The organism is Nonomuraea sp. NPDC052634 (assembly GCF_040678535.1).
GTDB classification, from domain to species: domain Bacteria; phylum Actinomycetota; class Actinomycetes; order Streptosporangiales; family Streptosporangiaceae; genus Nonomuraea; species Nonomuraea fastidiosa.
The window spans coordinates 158,576-176,249 of the sequence record NZ_JBFATY010000012.1; the positions used below are offsets into that span (position 1 = coordinate 158,576).

A 17,674-nucleotide genomic window follows, 5' to 3' on the forward strand; every position below is an offset into this window, starting at 1 on the left:
GAGTGCGACGGTCTCACCCCGCGCGTGACCTGCGGTCCGCGCTCATTTCTCAGGCTGCTAGCCGACCTGACCGAAAATGTCGATCCGATCGCCCTCCACCAGGCTCACGATCGCGCGCTTGGTGTCGGGACGCTTGCCGTAGCCGGTACGGGTCCGCTTGCGCTTGCCCTGCCGGTTGATGGTGTTCACGCTGGTGACCTTGACCCCGAAGATCTGCTCAACGGCGATCTTGACCTGGGTCTTGTTCGCGGTCTTCTTCACCAGGAACGTGTACTTGTTGTGCTCATCGATCAAGCCGTAGCTCTTCTCAGAGACGACCGGCTTGATGATGACGTCGCGCGGGTCGGCGATCTTCTCCATCAGGCGTCTTCCTTCCCGCCACTCAGCCGCGCCACGACCTGGTCGTACGCCTCCTGGGTGAAGACCACGTCGTCGTGGACGAGCACGTCGTAGGTGTTGAGCTGCCCGGCGTCCAGCAGGTGGACCTCCGGGGCGTTGCGCAGGCTCAGCCAGGTCAGCTCGTCGTCGGCGTCGACGACGACGAGGACGCGCGGAGCCTTGGTGACCTTGCGCAGGGCCTCCAGCGCGGCCTTGGTCTTGGGCGTGTCACCCGTGACCAGGGACTTCACCACGTGGACGCGACCGCCGCTGGCCCGGTCGGACAGGGCGCCGCGCAGCGCGGCGGCCTTCATCTTCTTGGGCGTGCGCTGCGAGTAGTCGCGCGGCACGGGGCCGTGGACGGTGCCACCGCCGGTGAACTGCGGCGCGCGGGTCGAGCCCTGCCGGGCGCGACCGGTGCCCTTCTGGCGGTACGGCTTCTTGCCGCCGCCGGAGACCTCACCACGGGTCTTGGCCTTGTGGGTGCCCTGCCGGCGAGCGGCGAGCTGGGCCGTGACCACCTGGTGGATCAGCGGTACGTTGACCTTGGCGCCGAAGACGTCTTCGGGCAGGTCTACGGTGCCGGTCTTCGAGCCGCTGGCGTCGAGGACGTCAATAGTGGTGCTCACTTGGAAGCCCCCTTCTTGGCAGCGGTGCGAACGAGGACCAGGCTGCCGTTGGCGCCGGGAATCGCACCCTTGATCAGGAGCAGATTCTTCTCGACGTCGACGGCGTGAACCTTCAGGCTCTGCACGGTGGTGCGGACGTTACCCATCCGACCAGCCATGCGCAGACCCTTGAAAACGCGGCCCGGGGTGGCGCAGCCACCGATGGAACCCGGCGAGCGGTGCTTGCGCTGCGTACCGTGCGACGCGCCCAGACCACCGAAGCCATGCCGCTTCATGACACCGGCGAAGCCCTTGCCCTTGCTCTTGCCAGTCACGTCGACGTACTGGCCGGCCTCGAAAGTGTCGGCCAGCAGCTCCTGGCCCAGGGTGTAGTCGCTCGCGTCGTCGGTGCGGATCTCCGCGAAGTAACGGCGCGGGGTGATGTCGTGCTTACGCAGGTAGTCGCCGAGCGGCTTGTTGACCTTCCGGGGGTCGACCTGCCCGAAGCCGAGCTGGATGGCGGAGTAGCCGTCCTTCTCGGGGGTACGGACGCGGGTCACCACGCACGGACCGGCCTCGACCACGGTCACCGGGACGATCCGGTTGTCCGCGTCGAAGACCTGGGTCATGCCGAGCTTCTTGCCCAGGACGCCCTTGATCGTCTTAGCCATGTCAGTGCGTTCCCTCAGAGCTTGATCGAGATGTCGACACCCGCGGGAAGGTCGAGTCGCATGAGCGAGTCGACCGTCTTGGGGGTCGGGTCGATGATGTCAATCAGCCGCTTGTGCGTGCGCATCTCAAAGTGCTCGCGGCTGTCCTTGTACTTGTGCGGCGAGCGGATGACGCAGTACACGTTCTTCTCGGTCGGCAGCGGCACCGGGCCCGCGACCTTCGCGCCAGTCCGCGTCACCGTCTCGACGATCTTCTTGGCCGAGCTGTCGATGACCTCGTGGTCATAGGCCTTAAGCCGGATGCGGATCTTCTGTCCCGCCATAGTGGCCTCGGTGTCCTTCGCTGTCGTCTGAAAAAGTATCGTGCGGCCTGTTGCCGCTGTTCTTGCAGGTAAAAGCCCGCGTAACCCCACGTGGCAGACGTAGTCGATCTGCCTTTTTCTTCCGTGATCCGGCAGTGACTTCGGTCACGTGGTACCGGCCGAAGCGACTGCTGGATCACGGTGTCCCGCGTGGGGCTTCCCGCGCCGGCTCCCGCCCGCTCTCGCGTACGGGTTCCGGCTGGGACGTGGTGCGGCGGCCGGTCCCGGAGCCCGGGGCCGGCCGCCGCCCCGACGGTCTGGCTACTTGATGATCTTCGTGACCCGACCGGCGCCGACGGTGCGGCCACCCTCGCGGATCGCGAACTTCAGGCCTTCCTCCATGGCGATGGGCTGGATCAGCTCAACGCGCATCTCGGTGTTGTCGCCCGGCATGACCATCTCGGTGCCCTCGGGCAGGTGCACCACGCCGGTCACGTCCGTCGTACGGAAGTAGAACTGCGGGCGGTAGTTGTTGAAGAACGGCGTGTGGCGGCCGCCCTCGTCCTTGGACAGGATGTAGACCTGGCCCTCGAACTCGGTGTGCGGGGTGGTCGTGCCCGGCTTGATGACACACTGGCCGCGCTCGACCTCGTCGCGCTTGATACCGCGCAGCAGCAGGGCGGCGTTGTCACCGGCGTGACCCTCGTCCAGCATCTTGTTGAACATCTCGATGCTGGTGACGGTGGTCGAGATCTTCTCCGGCTTGATGCCGATGATGTCGACCTGCTCGTTGACCTTGACGACACCGCGCTCGATACGGCCGGTGACGACCGTACCGCGACCGGTGATGGAGAAGACGTCCTCAACCGGCATGAGGAACGGCTTGTCCGTCTCACGCGGCGGCTCGGGGACGTTCTCGTCCACGGCGTTCATGAGCTCGATGATGCTGTCGGCCCACTTCTCGTCGCCCTCAAGGGCCTTGAGGGCGGAGACGCGGACGACCGGCACGTCGTCGCCGGGGAACTCCTGCGCGGTGAGGAGCTCACGGACCTCGAGCTCGACGAGCTCCAGGATCTCCTCGTCGTCGACCATGTCGGCCTTGTTGAGGGCCACGACGATGTAGGGGACGCCGACCTGGCGGGCCAGGAGGACGTGCTCCTTCGTCTGCGGCATCGGGCCGTCGGTGGCGGCGACCACGAGGATGGCGCCGTCCATCTGGGCGGCACCGGTGATCATGTTCTTCACGTAGTCGGCGTGACCAGGGCAGTCGACGTGCGCGTAGTGACGCTTCTCGGTCTGGTACTCGACGTGCGCGATGGAGATGGTGATGCCGCGAGCCTTCTCCTCCGGCGCCTTGTCGATCTTGTCGAACGGCGTGGCGGCGTTGAGGTCAGGGTAACGGTCGTGGAGCACCTTGGTGATCGCCGCGGTCAGCGTGGTCTTGCCGTGGTCGATGTGCCCAATGGTGCCGATGTTCATGTGCGGCTTAGTCCGCTCGAACTTGGCCTTGCCCACTGGTTCTCTCCTTAGAGAATCTGACTGACTTTCGTCTACACACTCGGGCCCGGGTGATCCGAACCCCTTGGCGGTGCGGCGGCCGTTGTGACCACCGCACCTAGGGACCAGGACGTACGCCCGGTCCGCCCGCTCGCGCGGCCGGATCGGAACTTACTCGCCCCGGGCCTTCGCGACGATCTCCTTGGCGATGCCCGGAGGCACCTCAGCGTAGGAGTCGAATATCATGCTGTAGCTCGCCCGCCCCTGCGTCTTGCTACGCAGGTCGCCCACGTAGCCGAACATCTCAGACAGCGGCACGAGCGCCTGGACGACACGGGCGCCGGCCCGCTCGTCCATCGCCTGGATCTGCCCCCGGCGACCGTTGAGGTCACCGATGACATCACCCATGTAGTCCTCGGGGGTGGTGACCTCGACGGCCATCATCGGCTCGAGGAGCACCGGCTCGGCCTTACGGGCGGCCTCCTTGAAGGCCATCGAACCGGCGATCTTGAACGCCATCTCCGAGGAGTCGACGTCGTGGGCCTGACCGTCGACCAGCGTCACCTTGACGCCGACCATCGGGTAACCGGCCAGCACGCCGAACTCGGCGGCCTCCTGGGCGCCGGCGTCGACCGACGGGATGTACTCCCTCGGGACGCGGCCACCGGTGACCTTGTTCTCGAACTCGTAGCCGTCGTTGCCCTCGCCCAGCGGCTCCAGGTCGATGATCACCCGGGCGAACTGACCGGAACCACCGGTCTGCTTCTTGTGGGTGTAGTCGACCTTCTCCACCTTGCGGCGGATGGTCTCGCGGTAGGCGACCTGCGGGCGGCCGACGTTGGCCTCGACCTTGAACTCGCGGCGCATGCGGTCGACGAGGATCTCCAGGTGAAGCTCGCCCATGCCCCAGATGACCGTCTGGCCGGTCTCCTCGTCACGGCGGACCTGGAAGGACGGGTCCTCCTCGGCCAGCCGCTGGATGGCGGTGGACAGCTTCTCCTGGTCGCCCTTGGTCTTGGGCTCGATGGCGACGTTGATGACCGGAGCCGGGAACGTCATCGACTCGAGCACGACCTGGTTCGCCGGGTCGCACAGCGTGTCGCCGGTCGTGGTGTCCTTCAGACCCATGACCGCGACGATCTGACCGGCGATCGCCGACGGGCGCTCCTCGCGCTTGTTGGCGTGCATCTGGTAGATCTTGCCGATCCGCTCCTTCTTGCCCTTCACAGAGTTCATGACCTGTGAACCGGCCTCGAGCTTGCCCGAGTAGATGCGGATGTAGGTGATCTTGCCCAGGTGCGGGTCGCTTGCGATCTTGAACGCCAGCGCGGAGAACGGCTCGTTCACGTCCGCGTGGCGCTCGACGACCTTGTCCTCGTTGCCGACCGCGTGGCCCTTGAAGGACGGGATGTCGGTCGGGGCCGGGAGGTAGGCGACGATCGCGTCGAGCAGGGGCTGCACGCCCTTGTTCTTGAACGCGGTGCCGCACAGCACCGGGTTGACCTTGCCGGCCAGCGTCGCGCGGCGCAGCGCGGCGACGAGCTGGTCCTCGGTGGGCTCGGTGCCCTCGAGGTAGAGCTCCATCAGCTCGTCGTCGTTCTCGGCGACGGTCTCGATGAGCCGGTCGCGCCACTCGCGGGCGGCCTCGGCGTGGTCGGCGGGGACGTCGACGACGTCGTACATCTCGCCCTTCGCCGCCTCGGCGCTCCAAACGAGACCCTTCATCTTGACCAGGTCGATGACGCCCTTGAAGTCGGCCTCGACACCCAGCGGCAGCTGGATGACGGCCGGCGTGGCGCCAAGACGGCTGACCATCATGTCGACGCAGCGGTGGAACTCGGCGCCGACGCGGTCCATCTTGTTAACGAAGCAGATGCGCGGAACGTTGTAGCGGTCTGCCTGCCGCCACACCATTTCCGACTGGGGCTCGACACCCGCGACGCCGTCGAAGACGGCGACGGCCCCGTCGAGGACGCGGAGCGAGCGCTCCACCTCGATCGTGAAGTCGACGTGGCCAGGAGTGTCGATGATGTTGATGGTGTGACCGAGCCACTCGCACGTCGTCGCGGCAGACGTGATGGTGATGCCGCGCTCCTGCTCCTGCTCCATCCAGTCCATCGTGGCAGCGCCCTCGTGGACCTCACCGATCTTGTAGTTGATACCGGTGTAGAACAGGATGCGCTCGGTCGTGGTGGTCTTGCCCGCGTCGATGTGGGCCATGATCCCGATGTTGCGGACCTTGGCCAGGTCAAGAGCGGTCGTGGTGGCCACTTCTCTCGCGTCCTCGTCGTCTCGTCGGATCCACTACCAGCGGTAGTGGGCGAAGGCCTTGTTGGACTCGGCCATCTTGTGGGTGTCCTCGCGCTTCTTCACGCTCGCCCCGAGGCCGTTGCTGGCGTCGAGGAGCTCGTTCATGAGGCGCTCGGTCATGGTCTTCTCGCGGCGGGCGCGGGCGTACTGCACCAGCCAGCGCAGGGCCAGGGTGGTGCTGCGCGCCGCGCGCACCTCGACAGGCACCTGGTAGGTCGCGCCACCGACGCGACGGCTGCGAACCTCAAGGGTCGGCTTGACGTTGTCAAGCGCGCGCTTCAGGGTGACGACCGGGTCGTTGCCCGTCTTCTCCCTGCAGCCCTCGAGCGCGCCGTAGACGATCGACTGCGCGATGGAGCGCTTGCCGTCCAGGAGCACCTTGTTGATCAGGGCGGTCACCAGCGGCGAGCTGTAAACCGGGTCAGCCATGAGCTGACGACGGCCAGGAGAACCCTTACGCGGCATTGTTAGCTCTTCTCCTTCTTCGCGCCGTAGCGGCTACGGGCCTGCTTGCGGTTGCGCACACCCTGGGTGTCGAGCGAACCACGGATGATCTTGTAGCGAACACCCGGCAGGTCCTTCACACGACCGCCGCGCACGAGCACGATGGAGTGCTCCTGGAGGTTGTGGCCCACACCGGGGATGTAGGCCGTGACCTCGATGCCGTTCGTGAGCCGAACGCGGGCCACCTTACGCAGTGCCGAATTGGGCTTCTTCGGGGTGGTGGTGTAAACGCGCTGGCACACGCCGCGCCGCTGCGGACTCCCCTTGAGGGCAGGAGTCTTGGTCTTCGCGACCTTGTCCTGCCGGCCCTTGCGGACCAACTGCTGAATAGTGGGCACTGCCACTCCGTTTCGTGCCTTGGCCGGTGTTACGTCATGTGTCTTGTCGCAGGTACTGCCGGTGTCATGACCTGCTGATTTTTCTTGCCTCGGTGCCCCCGCGCTCGGGCGTGTCGCGCTATTCGCACAGACACGTCCGCGAGGATTACGAGCCAGGAAGCCGTCCCGCGCCGCAATGAGCGCACGGTCGAGGGCCCGCTTACGACGGGCACGAAGCACAAGACTACCTACGCCTCTGCGACACGTCAAAGCGGCGCGGCAAAGCGGATAAGCCTTGCCACTCCGGGACGCCGAGCCTGTTCAGCCGGGCTCGGCTACAGCCCCGCGCCCATGATATCGGGACGGCGAGGTGATCTGTGACGGGTTCGCGAGTACTGCCAGAGCCGCCGCGTGCAAAGCGGTGACCCCCGCTCGCAACGTCGGCACCGGGTCGGGACAGAAGGTCCCGGTATGGGGGTGTCCGACCCGGCCGGTACGGGGGGCCGCGCCCACGTACCAATAGACGGACGGAACACCGTACAGGGGGAAGTCCTCGCAGGCGGCACCGCCCGGGGCGGTGACGACCGTGCCCAGGGCCGCCTCGTGCGCCTTGCGTACGGTAGCGGTGGCCACCGGGTCGTTCGCGCCCTGCGGCACCCGGGAGACCACGGTGACCTCGGCTCCCGCGTACTCCCCCGCCAGCCGCGTGATCCGCGCGACGGCGCGGTCCACCGCGTCCAGCGTGGCGGCCCTGACCGTCAACCCCGCCTCGGCGACGGACGGCACCACGTTCGGCCGCTCGCCCGCGTGCAGCGTCCCCACGGTGACGGTCGCCTCGTCGAAGGCCGTCCCGTCGATCCGGTGGACGAGCGCGGCGAGCGCCGGCACCGGGTTACGCGCGGCCCGTGCGGCGTGGCGGGTGACGTGGCCGCCGTCGCCCCTGACGACCAGGCGCAGCTCGGCCCCCGCCGCGGTGGGCGGGTCCGCGTAGGCGATCAGGCCGGCGGGGAAGGGCGAGACGTGCTGGGCCAGCGCCACGTCCGGCGTGCCGAACCGCTCGTACAGGCCGTCGGCGAGCATCGCCGCCGCGCCGTCCAGCGTCTCCTCGGCGGGCTGGCCGACCAGCAGGACGGTCCCCCGCCAGCCGCCCGACGCCGCCAGCCGCCCCGCGACGCCGGCGAGGCAGGCCAGGTGCAGGTCATGGCCGCAGGCATGCGACACGGGCACCGTCCTGCCGCCGGGCGAGGTCGCGGTGGCGGCGCTGGCGTACGACAGGCCGCTCTCCTCCTTGACGGGCAGCGCGTCCAGCTCGGCCCTGAGCATGACCACGGGCCCGTCGCCCCGCGACAGCCGCCCGACCACGCCGTGGCCGCCCACCCCGGTCGTGACCTCGCAGCCGGCGCCGGCCAGCCGCTCCGCCAGGCGGCCGGCCGTGCGCGACTCCTGATGGGACAGCTCGGGGTGCGCGTGCAGGTCGGCGCGGAAGATCGCCAGGTCGCGCAGCTCGTCCGTCATGGGAGGCCCGTCATGGGAAGGGGTGCGGATCGGGGTTCAGGTCGGCGGGCGTCAGCGGCGCGTCGCGGTGGCCCAGCCGGTAGGGCACCTCAAGAGGCCGGCTCAGCCCATGGACCCTGCGGTTGCGATGGCCGAAGGTCATCGGCAGCGTCCCCGGCACCAGCACCTTGACACAGCGGAAGCCGCCCGCGCGGTGCTCCGGCGTCGTCTGGTCCACGACGACCACGTCCATGCCCTCGGCGAGGAAGCGGTCCACCAGCCGCCCGGTGTCGAACGGGCCCGGTACGCGCGCCATGTCCGGCAGCCGCCTCACGTCCGTGCCCCCTGTCAGGCCCCCTGTCAGGAAGGACAGCCGCTCGAAGGCGGCGTCCGCGCCGTACAGGGTGGAGTGGTCGTGCATGGTGGTCACGAGGTCGGAGTCCGCCACCATCTCCCGCGCTCTGTCCATCTCGTCCGGGTAGCGCCGGATGAGGTCGGCCAGCAGCGGGCCGAGCTCGCTCAGCGCGCTCAGCACGGCCTTCTCGGGATCGAGGTGCGCGCCCGCCGCGCACACCATGCGCGGCCTGCGCTGATCGCCGTCCTGCCGTACCCCCATCGCCCACACGCTGGGGATGCCGTGCTCCATCGTCGTGTCGTACAGCTCGACCCGGTAGCCGGTCTCCGCCGTGATGGCGGCCGCCTGGAGGGGGATGGTGCGGTCGCGGGCCGTGGCGAGGTCGATGCGCGGCACGGCGAGGCGGGCGTACCACGTCATGAGGAACGCGTCCCGCTCGACCGTCTCCAGCAGCCCGTACAGCAGGGCCTCGGCCATGCTGCCGCCGAGCGCGCACCCGTTGGAGATCTCGAACAGGAACGGCCGGTCCTTCCCGCGCACGTAGTAATACGCCACGCTCTCCGGCACCAGGACGGGGGCGCGGCGGGCGAAGGAGTACCCCCACACCCAGTCGCAGACGGCGTCCTCGGTGAACGGCCGGAAGCCGAAGCCCTCCCTGGCGTACGACGAGGGGTCGTGCACGCCCAGCGTCCGCGGGTCGAGCGCGTCCTCGGCCACCTCCGCGTACGAGGCCCGCACGCGGGTGCGTTTGCCGCCCGGCTCGACGCCGCCCCACCGTTCGAGCGCCTCCAGCATGGCGGTGACCTCGCTGGAGCGGTATCCCCGCGTCCTGCCGACGCCGGGCTCGGAGCCGCCGTCGAAGCGCAGTGGCAGCATCGCCCCGGCGATCACCAGGCCACCGAGCGTGTCCCTGACGAGCGGCCTGATCAGGCCGCATTCGCCGTCCACGTACGTATCGAGCAGCTCGCCGTGCTCGGCGAGCACGTCCCTGACCCGGTAGGCGGGCGGCTGCGGGAGGTCTCCCGGCTCGAACACGGCGGACGCGCGGTCGTCGTCCGGCAGGTCGCCGCAGTCGGGGCAGTGCGGCTCCGGCAGGAACGGGTGGCGTTCGACCGTGAGCGTGCGCAGGTCGACGTACCAGACGGTGCACGTGGGGCCGTCCACGGCGTGCGCGGCCAGCGCCGCGACGGTGCCCGCCGCCAGCCGTCCGAGGTACGGCGACGGCCGCTCGGCCAGCTCCTCGCCGTGCGCGGCGAGGATGGCGGCCCGGTCTGCGCTGTCGGTCCTGATCCGCTCGCGCCGCGTCTCGAAGCAGGTGAGGCAGCCGGGCTCGCCGGGCCTGCGCAGCGGGCCGACGACGGCGACGTTGTACTCCACCCGCACCGGCAGCCACGCCGCCGCGCCGGTCTCCGGCGTCCTGTCGCACGCCCAGCCGTCTTCTGCGCTGATCACCACCTGGGACTCTCCCCGGTCGTCGCGGTGCTTCAGCGCGATCTCGATCTCCTCGGCCAGCAGGCCCGTGCCGATGACCTCAGCCATGAAGCGGCTCCTGGAGGGGGTGCGTGACGACGCGGACGACATGCGGCACGAGCGCGTGCACCGCCATGTCGTGGTCCAGCGGAACGGCGCTGACCCGCAGCCCCTCACCGGCCAGCGCGGCGGCGAGCCGCGCGGCGCTGAGCGGCTCCGCGTGCGCGTCCACCGTGATCGGTGGCCGGTCGGCGGCGGTCAGGTGCAGGTCGGGGAGCGGAGCGGCGGGTGGAATGCCCTGGTACGCGGCGAGCATCCCTTCGAGCGTGGCCCGCAGGGCGGCCAGGGGTGTGACGCCCGCCGCCCGCGCCACGAGCCTGCCGTCCAGCGTTCCCGCGTACACGGGCACGCCGGAGGGGCCGGTGGCGTCCAGCACCTGGTGGTCGAGGCCGGTCGCGTCCAGGAGCGCGAGCGAGCGGTCGGTCTCGGTGTCCGCCGCCCGCGCGCCGGCCGCGTCCACGGGCGGCAGCGGCCCGTCGCGTCCGGCGCTGGCGGCTGCGCAGTGCTGGAGCAGCGCCGCCACCAGCGCCTCCTCGGCCGAATAGCCGGCGGCGGCCCCGGTGGCGTGCGGGTCGAGGAACACCTCGCGCGCGGGCAGCAGGACCTCGTCGCCGTTGACGAGGTCCCGGCCGCGGACGAACGCCTCGGCCCGCCCCGCCGCGACGTCTTCGAGCAGGCTCGCGTCCATCACGGCGGCTTCGAGCAGGCTCGCGCCCGTCACGGCGGCTTCGAGCAGGCTCGCGCCCGTCACGGCGGCTTCTGAGAGCGGCGGCGTGCTGTCGCCCGGCAGGCGCCCGTCCGGCGCGGCGGCCTCGGGGAGCAGCGGCTTGCCGTCCGCCGTGACGAGGCGGCGCGGGTCGCAGGCGAGCAGCCCGTGAACGGCGAGCGCTTTCAGCGCCGCCCGGTACCGCGCCACGGCGAAGTCGTGCCCCACGCCGATCACCCGTGGCCTGGCCTTGCCCAGCACGCCCATGGGGTCGGCCACCGTGGTGACCGACACGTGCAGCGGGAGCTGGCCGTACTCCCCCTCGTCGATCTCGGCGAACACGCCGGTCCGCGAGTCCATCAGCCTGGCGGCCCGCCGGGAGAACTCCTCCTCCGTCAGCTCCTCCATGAAGTGCCCCGCCTGCGCGCTCCCGGCCGGCCGCACCACCGCGGGATGCGGCAGGAAGGTGTGCGTACGGGTGTGCAGCCCGGCGAGGTCCACCACGTGCAGCCGGGGATCGCCGTCCGCCCGCGGCGTCCCCGACAGGCGGCGGCCCAGGTCCGCCGCGACCTGCCCGGCGACGACGGCGGCGGCGACGGACGACACGCGGGCGGGCCCGGCCTCGGGCGGGCCGGCGTCCATGGCGGCCAGCCGCCGCCAGCCCGCGGCCAGCGGTGGTACCTCGCGGCCCGCGATCCCCGCCTCGCTCCACCACGCCTCGCCCGCGCGCAGCAGAACGTGCGTGACGGGCACCCCGTGCTCGGCGCTCAACCGGTCGAGTTCCGCGGCGGCGGCCAGCCCGTCCGCGTCGGCCGCCGCCAGGTGCACCACCGCGTCGCACGCCCCTGGCAGGCCCGCCGCCCTGCCGGCCGCCGCGTCCGCCGCCCCGCCGGCCGCTGTGCCCCACGCGCTGCCGGCCGCTGTGTCCCCCGCGCTGCCGGCCGCTCTGACGACCTCCAGCCCGAGCCGGGTCAGGGCGTCGGCCAGAGCCGCGGGCAGCGCGCCGAAGCGGCCGCCGCCGCCCAGTAACGAGCAGCGCAGGCCCGCGGGCAGGTCCAGCGCCCCGGTCCGGGCGCGCCCGCCGGGCCGCGCCGCGTCCTCGACGAGGCCGCGCTCGTGCAGCTTGGTCAGCAGGCCCGTCACGAACGCGCGCCGCTCATCGGGCAGCCCGGCGGTCAGCTCGGCCACGGTCCTGCTCCCGTCAAGGTACGTGGCCAGCCGCTCCATCCACAGGTGGGCGGAGGCGCCGTTCATCCGCACGATGCCCTCCCTGGTGAGGAAGGCGACACCGCCGGAGGTGGGCGCGAAGCGGACGTCGGCCGGCAGTCGGGGCTTGAAGTCGATCAACGCGGTGCCTCCACGGTTCCGATCATGAATTCGCCCACCGCGCACTCCTCCAGCGGGTCCCGTCCGGTCGCCTCGGCGAACGCGACCGAGTCGCCGCTGCCGAGCCCGCAGGCGGCCAGGCCCATCGCCGTGGCCACGCAGTAGAGCGTCTGGTAGAGCACGCCCACGTGCTTGAGCGTCAGCGCGTACCCCATGCCTTCGTACTTCCAGAGCAGCCGGCCCGCCCTGCTGGAGATCGCGAGCAGGACCTGGGGGCGCTGTCCGGTGGCGGCGCCGTGGCCGGCGACGGTCAGCAGCCTGCGCACGGCGGGATGCGCGGCCTCGCGCACCTGCCGCAGGACGTGTTCGTGCGCGTCGTAGTGGTACATGCCGGGTTCGAGGCCGGCCACGTTCCGCACGACGGGGTAGATCTCCAGCTCGTAGACGGATCCGCCGGAGGGGTACGGCTTGCTGGTGTACTCGACGCCGTCCGCGACCCAGGTCTCGCGCACCCTGGACGTGCGGTAGAGCAGCTCGCCGAGCAGGTCCAGGGTGATCGGGCGGGTGTCGTCGTGCTCCCGCCTCGATCTGCGGCCTTCCAGGACGTCGGTGAGCGTGGGGTCCTTCTGCCGCAGCTCCTCCAGGTCGGGGACGCGCAGCCCGATCACCTCACCCGGGTACGGCTCCGGCCTGGCGCGCAGCGGCTCGAACCGGCCGCGCGCCCAGAACGTCCCGCCGAAACCGTCGCCCAGGTAGCCCCGGTAGCCGACGCGGCTGCGTTCGTGGAACTCCAGCTCGTGCGGCGCCCACTGCCTGACGCGCAGCTCGGCCTCCTCGGAGCCGCGGGCCACGGCCAGTCCCGCCCACGCCAGGTCGGCCAGCAGTGCGCCTGCGGGGCTGACCACGTCCGCCACCAGGGCCGGATCGTGGATCCGCAGGTCGCACCAGGCGAGCGGGGAGCTCGCCACCAGCGTCTCCCCGTCCCGCCGCAGCGCGGCGAACCTGGACAGGACCGGCTCCTCCGGCACCGGGGGCCGGGGCGGCGGCGGGCGGAGCGGGTCCAGGGTGTAGAGCGGCCGGTCCCCATCGGTCACCGTGATCTTGAGCCAGCCGCCCGCGCGGAGCCGTTCGACGAGCGGCCCCGAGGCCGGGCGGGGTCCCTTGGCCAGGTCGCGGAGCAGGTTCAGCTCGGCCTCGGTCAGGTCGCCGAGCGTCTCGGCGTGCGGCCAGGCGAACAGGCGGGCTCCCGAGCCCAGCCTGGCGAGGTGCACGCCGGGCCGCAGCTCGTACCGTTCCTCTCTTATAAGGAGACTCATGAGGCCACCGCCCGGTAGACGTCGTCGGCGGCGTTCGCGGCGAGGTAGCAGACGAGGAAGCGCCGGTCGGGCGAGAGCCCGAGCCGGGTGAGGTGGAGGTACGTGCAGTTCAGCACCAGCCGGTACGCGGCGAAGGCAGGGGTGTCCTTGACCGCCAGCCAGCTCTCGTCGGTCTCCAGGCGGCGGTGGAACGCCGAGACCTCGGCGAGCGGCGGCTGCGTGGCGGTGCCGCCGGTGTCGTAGCCGAGGCGCAGGCGGCCCTCGTCGATGAGCGCCCTGCCGCGGTCACGGGTGCGGCGCAGCGTGTCCAGCCAGCCGGCGGGCTCGGCGGTGGCGGTCAGGGCCTCGATCCTGGCGGTCAGCGCCGCCCTGTTGCGTTCGTAGTGCGCCTGCCAGCGCTCGCGCAGGCCGGGCGTGCGCGCCAGGTACGCCTCGGCGTGCGAGCGCAGCGACGTCCTGGCGGCGGGCAGGCCGCCACCGGACAGGTGGTGCACGGTGGAGACCACCAGGTCGAAGGCGATCCCCGGCAGGGGCGTGCCGCCGCGCACCCGGTCGAGCGCCTCGAAGGCGGCCTCGGTGGTGTCGGCGTAGAAGCCGGCCAGGAACCGGTCGAGCTCGGTGTCGATGCCGAGCGGCTCGGCGGTGACCGTGTTGTCAGGTTCCCACGGCATCAGCGGCCCCTGCTCGCCTTCCAGCTCGGCCAGGCGCTCGTGCAGAGGGAGCAGCGACTCCGGCGCGGTGGTGCCCGCGGACGGATGGGCCGCCAGGTACCGCTCGATCGCGCGGACGGTCCGCCTCGCGTCGCCGTCCACGAAGACCCGCAGGTGGGAGCCGCGTATCCAGTGGCGGACGAAGTATCCGCGGGTACCCTCGCGCCAGGCCGGGCGCAGCGCGTCCAGGATGAGGTCGTCCATCGGGCCGTCGTGATAGTCGACCCGCAGCCGTGTCCACGTCATCCGACGCTCACCTCCGGCTCCCGCACGGCTCCCGTCGCCAGGTGGCGCAGGCGCGCCTCCTCCTGCACGCGGATGCCGAGCCTGTTGGCCAGCAGATGGGCGGCGAGATCGACGGTCTCGCCGGTCCGCCGCGCGTCGAACCCGGCCGCCGCCAGTTCATCGGCCAGCCGGGCGATCGAGGCGTACCAGCTCGCGACCACGCCGGCGGGCTCGCTCTGCGGTGGCTGCGCCGTCACCGTACGAGCGTGCGCCGCCAGCGCCGCCAGCCGCTCGCGGGTCGCCCGGTCGTGCGGCGCTTCGACCGGCGCGCCGGGCGGCGGCGCGAACATCCGGCCTTCCCCCGCCACCTGCCAGGCCACCAGCAGCATGGTCAGCCAGGCCGCGCCCCGGCGCGCGGGAGGAAGCCCGGATCTGATCAGCTCAAGGGCGATCCTGCTGGACTCGTGGAAGTGCCGCTCCGCCGCGTCGAGCGAACGGCCGGTGCCGTAGCGGTGGTGTTCCGGCCGGTATGGGATGAGGTGCACGGAGTCGTTCGGATAGAGGCGGCCGGTGTGGCCGGACAGCCCTTCGCGGGCGGCGAGGGTGGCGGCGAGCCTGGCGTACTCCTCCGGGTCGATCACCGCCTCGGACGGATGGTCGCGCAGGTACGCCTCCGCCCGCGCCACGACGTGCTCGGCCGGGTGCGACTTGACCCTGATCCGCAGGTGCGGGCCGCCCTCCCAGTAGCGCAGGAAGAAGCCGTCGTCCCCGAGCAGCGGCCCGGCCAGCTCCATGATCATCTGGTCGAGCGGTCCCTGCGAGAAGACGTGCACGCTCACCCAGCTCATCGGCCCCCCATCTCGATCAGGTATTCGGTCACCCGGTCCGGCCCCGGATCGGGCAGCGCCTCCTCGAAGAGCGCGAACGCGCAGCCGCGTATCTGGCGCTCGAAGTTCTTGACCAGGAACAGATCGGCCAGGTCCAGGAAGAGTGGCTTGCGCGCCTTGTCCTGGCCGGCCTGTCCTGTCTGCTCCGGCCAGGCCCGTACGAACGAGCGGTGCGGCACGCCGTACTGATCCGCCCACGCGATCAACCGCACCAGGTACGCCGCGTCGTCCTCGCCCTTCGGCCGGACCGGCAGCGTCGCGGCGGGCGCCAGCCAGCGGCGGCGCTGCACGACCACCCGCCCGGCCTCGACCCGCGGATAGCGGGTGACCTCCGGCGGTACCCTGCCCATCCGGACCAACGGCGGCGAGCTGGGATGGAGCAGGAAGCCGGGCCCGAAGACGCGTTCGAGGAACCGTGCGGCCGGCGGGAGCTGGAACTCGGCGGCCATGCCGAGGTGCAGCGGGATCACCCGGCGGCCGAGCCGCTTGGAGCGCAGCTCGGGCAGGCCGGTCTCGGAGCCGAGCGTCACGTGCAGGTCCGTGAGCGGCAGCCGCAGCTCGGGCGGGCGGGTGCCGGGCGAGTGCGGGTAGTCGATCTCGTAGCGGGTGCTCGGCGGGCGGGCGTTGAGGCTGGAGCCCAGGTCGCCGGAGATCTCGGCGTACACCGCGTCAGGCGGATCCTCGACGCGGTGCGGCGTGGCGCGCTCGGCCGGGTGGCCGGTACTGGCCCGCACGACGCTGCCGGCGGCGCGCTCGATGAGGTGGTCGAGCCTGCGCAGGGCCCGGCCGTGGCCGCAGTGGATCACGTTGAGCACCAGCGAACCGCCGGCTGCCTGCACGTAGCAGGCGGAGGACTCGGGGATCGCAAGCCAGGAGGGCCACGACTCCAGCTGCTCGGCCAGCATCCCGGGCGCGACACGGCAGGTGCCGTCGGGGTCCTCCACGCGCAGCGCCAGCTCCCGCGCCCCGGCGCGCAGGCGTTCCAGCTCGCGGATCCTGGGCACGGCCGACGCGGCGAGCGGCTGCGTCCAAGCCGCCGTCGGGCCGAGGAAGGCCCGCAGTTCCTTGCCCGCCTCGCCGGTGCCGGCGAGCTCTTGCTGTACGTGGCGGTGCAGGGTGAGGAACGGCACCGCGGGGTCAGGGCCGTAACGGGTGGTGAGGTAGTCGGCCACGGCCAGGCGCATGGCGTGCTTGGGATCGAAGACGGCCAGCCAGCGGCGTACGACGTCGAGGTCCGCCAATCCGTCGCGCCACCGCTCGAGGTCGAGCTCCGCGACGGGCCGCGTGGTGACGGTCACCTCATGGACCGCCGCCGTCTCCTCGACGCCCTTCTCCGCGCCGCCCGCGCTCTTCTCTGCGCCGCCCGCGCTCCCGCCGACCGCGCCTTTCTCGGCGCTGCTCGCGCCGCGCGCGTGAGCCTCCGCACCGCCCGCGTGCGCTCGCGCGGCGGCGGTGAGCCGGCGGAGCTCACGGCGGTAGGCGGCCGGATCGGCGGCGCGCTCGGCACGGGCGATCCCCTCCCGCAGCTCGGCGGGCAGGCCGGCCGGGCGGGCTTCGAGCAGCCCGGCCGCGATCAGCTTGCCGACGAACGCGGCGACCGCGGCAGGCTCGGCACGCAGCTCCTCGGCGAACCGATCACGGTGCACCCAGTCCCCGCCCGCCACGACGCGCAGGCACGCGGCGACGGCCTCGGTCGTCCCGATCGACACCAGCGCCTCCCCCGGCGGCGGCCCGATGAACTCCACCTTGCCGCCCGCGACCGTGGCCGACGGGTTGAGCCGCACCCACTCGCCCGCATGCGTCCTGACGCCGTCGAGCTCCAGCACCGGCACCGGCTCGCCGGCGTCGAGCGGCCGCTCCGCGCTCCCCCAGAGCGCGGGCCCGGTGCTGGTGAACGTGCTGTACGGGCTGGTCTTCACCGCCGCCCGCGCCAGGTATTTCGCCAGCCTGAGGAGCTTCTGCGGCTTGGGGCGGCGGCGTGGATCGGCGAGCCAGCGCTCCAGTTCGGCCGCGAGCTCCGGCCCGGCGAGCGACAGCCCGCGGCGGAAGGCGGGGTCACCGGCCACCGCGCGCAGGCGTTCCTCCCGCTCCAGGCTCTCCTCGGCGACCACCTCGGGCAGCCGCGACCGCAGCTCCGCGCACTCGCGCGCCCGCCGCACCCACGCGGCCACCTCTTCCTTCAGCTCGTACGGCAGCGCCGCCTCGGCCTCCGGCCCCCACTCGCGCCCCGCGGGCAGCCGCCCCGCGTGCAGCGCCCTGCGCAGCCCGACGAGCAGGGGCCGAGGCCCGGAGGCGCCGAGGCCACCGATGACGTCACCGATCTCCACGGCCAGCCGCCGCCCGTCGGCCTCGACACCGGCGGTCTCGGCGAGCAGCCGGGTCGCCAGTGTGTAGGACTCCTCCCAGCGCAGCGATTCCAGCCTCTCCGTCGCGACCCCGCACGTGCGCACCGCGACCGGCGGACCTTCCCGTTCGGTAAGCGTCATCACCTGTGCCCCATTCGCTCCTTCACCGGCAGGAAAACGGGCGCGGACGCCG

General features: G+C 71.5%; 15 protein-coding genes. All 15 read right to left on the reverse strand.

Features of this window, described 5'->3' with window-relative positions; genetic code table 11:
• Positions 1-57: 57 nt before the first annotated feature.
• Positions 58-360 (reverse strand): 50S ribosomal protein L23, encoded by a 303-nt coding sequence (rplW, locus tag AB0K67_RS34895; RefSeq protein ID WP_364068657.1) that lies wholly within the window; start codon positions 358-360, stop codon positions 58-60.
• Positions 360-1,007, reverse strand: a complete 648-nt coding sequence (rplD, locus tag AB0K67_RS34900) for a 50S ribosomal protein L4 (protein ID WP_364068659.1) — start codon at positions 1,005-1,007, stop codon at positions 360-362. Before rplD ends, rplW begins: the two co-directional genes overlap by 1 nt.
• Positions 1,004-1,657: a 50S ribosomal protein L3 gene (gene rplC, locus AB0K67_RS34905; protein ID WP_364068661.1), complete on the reverse strand. Its 654-nt coding sequence runs from the start codon at positions 1,655-1,657 to the stop codon at positions 1,004-1,006. Before rplC ends, rplD begins: the two co-directional genes overlap by 4 nt.
• Before the next feature lie 14 nt (positions 1,658-1,671).
• Positions 1,672-1,980 carry a 30S ribosomal protein S10 gene (rpsJ, locus tag AB0K67_RS34910; protein WP_012887830.1) on the reverse strand — a complete coding sequence of 103 codons (309 nt, stop codon included), beginning with the start codon at positions 1,978-1,980 and terminating at the stop codon, positions 1,672-1,674.
• A 300-nt stretch (positions 1,981-2,280) separates the two neighbouring features.
• Positions 2,281-3,474 (reverse strand): elongation factor Tu, encoded by a 1,194-nt coding sequence (gene tuf, locus AB0K67_RS34915; RefSeq protein WP_364068663.1) that lies wholly within the window; start codon positions 3,472-3,474, stop codon positions 2,281-2,283.
• Positions 3,475-3,627: 153 nt separating this feature from the next.
• Positions 3,628-5,727, reverse strand: coding sequence for an elongation factor G (gene fusA, locus AB0K67_RS34920; RefSeq protein ID WP_364068665.1), 2,100 nt, complete (start codon positions 5,725-5,727; stop codon positions 3,628-3,630).
• A gap of 33 nt (positions 5,728-5,760) precedes the next feature.
• Positions 5,761-6,231, reverse strand: a complete 471-nt coding sequence (rpsG, locus tag AB0K67_RS34925) for a 30S ribosomal protein S7 (RefSeq protein WP_364068667.1) — start codon at positions 6,229-6,231, stop codon at positions 5,761-5,763.
• Positions 6,232-6,233: 2 nt separating this feature from the next.
• Positions 6,234-6,608: a 30S ribosomal protein S12 gene (gene rpsL / locus AB0K67_RS34930; protein WP_043623420.1), complete on the reverse strand. Its 375-nt coding sequence runs from the start codon at positions 6,606-6,608 to the stop codon at positions 6,234-6,236.
• A 300-nt stretch (positions 6,609-6,908) separates the two neighbouring features.
• On the reverse strand, positions 6,909-8,102 hold the full coding sequence (locus AB0K67_RS34935) for an amidohydrolase (RefSeq protein WP_364068669.1): 1,194 nt from the start codon (positions 8,100-8,102) through the stop codon (positions 6,909-6,911).
• Between the two features lie 10 nt (positions 8,103-8,112).
• A complete protein-coding gene (locus AB0K67_RS34940) occupies positions 8,113-9,975 on the reverse strand; it encodes a TOMM precursor leader peptide-binding protein (protein WP_364068671.1) in 1,863 nt (620 codons plus the stop codon).
• Positions 9,968-12,019 (reverse strand): hypothetical protein, encoded by a 2,052-nt coding sequence (locus tag AB0K67_RS34945; protein WP_364068673.1) that lies wholly within the window; start codon positions 12,017-12,019, stop codon positions 9,968-9,970. The genes AB0K67_RS34940 and AB0K67_RS34945 overlap by 8 nt, the downstream gene beginning before the upstream one ends.
• Entirely contained in the window at positions 12,016-13,314 is a 1,299-nt protein-coding gene (locus AB0K67_RS34950; protein WP_364068675.1) for a SagB family peptide dehydrogenase, read from the reverse strand. The genes AB0K67_RS34945 and AB0K67_RS34950 overlap by 4 nt, the downstream gene beginning before the upstream one ends.
• A complete protein-coding gene (locus AB0K67_RS34955; protein ID WP_364068677.1) occupies positions 13,311-14,270 on the reverse strand; it encodes a lantibiotic dehydratase C-terminal domain-containing protein in 960 nt (319 codons plus the stop codon). The genes AB0K67_RS34950 and AB0K67_RS34955 overlap by 4 nt, the downstream gene beginning before the upstream one ends.
• A complete protein-coding gene (locus AB0K67_RS34960) occupies positions 14,267-15,097 on the reverse strand; it encodes a thiopeptide-type bacteriocin biosynthesis protein (RefSeq protein ID WP_364068679.1) in 831 nt (276 codons plus the stop codon). Before AB0K67_RS34960 ends, AB0K67_RS34955 begins: the two co-directional genes overlap by 4 nt.
• Positions 15,094-17,622, reverse strand: a complete 2,529-nt coding sequence (locus AB0K67_RS34965; protein ID WP_364068773.1) for a lantibiotic dehydratase — start codon at positions 17,620-17,622, stop codon at positions 15,094-15,096. Before AB0K67_RS34965 ends, AB0K67_RS34960 begins: the two co-directional genes overlap by 4 nt.
• Between the last annotated feature and the right edge of the window lie 52 nt (positions 17,623-17,674).

Coding starts and splice junctions, on each gene's coding strand:
- AB0K67_RS34965 (WP_364068773.1), bottom strand. CDS start 17,622: ATGACGCTTACCGAACGGGAAGGTCCGCCGGTCGCGGTGCGCACGTGC.
- AB0K67_RS34955 (WP_364068677.1), bottom strand. CDS start 14,270: ATGACGTGGACACGGCTGCGGGTCGACTATCACGACGGCCCGATGGAC.
- AB0K67_RS34960 (WP_364068679.1), bottom strand. CDS start 15,097: ATGAGCTGGGTGAGCGTGCACGTCTTCTCGCAGGGACCGCTCGACCAG.
- AB0K67_RS34935 (WP_364068669.1), bottom strand. CDS start 8,102: ATGACGGACGAGCTGCGCGACCTGGCGATCTTCCGCGCCGACCTGCAC.
- rplC (WP_364068661.1), bottom strand. CDS start 1,657: ATGGCTAAGACGATCAAGGGCGTCCTGGGCAAGAAGCTCGGCATGACC.
- AB0K67_RS34940 (WP_364068671.1), bottom strand. CDS start 9,975: ATGGCTGAGGTCATCGGCACGGGCCTGCTGGCCGAGGAGATCGAGATC.
- rplW (WP_364068657.1), bottom strand. CDS start 360: ATGGAGAAGATCGCCGACCCGCGCGACGTCATCATCAAGCCGGTCGTC.
- AB0K67_RS34950 (WP_364068675.1), bottom strand. CDS start 13,314: ATGAGTCTCCTTATAAGAGAGGAACGGTACGAGCTGCGGCCCGGCGTG.
- rpsG (WP_364068667.1), bottom strand. CDS start 6,231: ATGCCGCGTAAGGGTTCTCCTGGCCGTCGTCAGCTCATGGCTGACCCG.
- rpsJ (WP_012887830.1), bottom strand. CDS start 1,980: ATGGCGGGACAGAAGATCCGCATCCGGCTTAAGGCCTATGACCACGAG.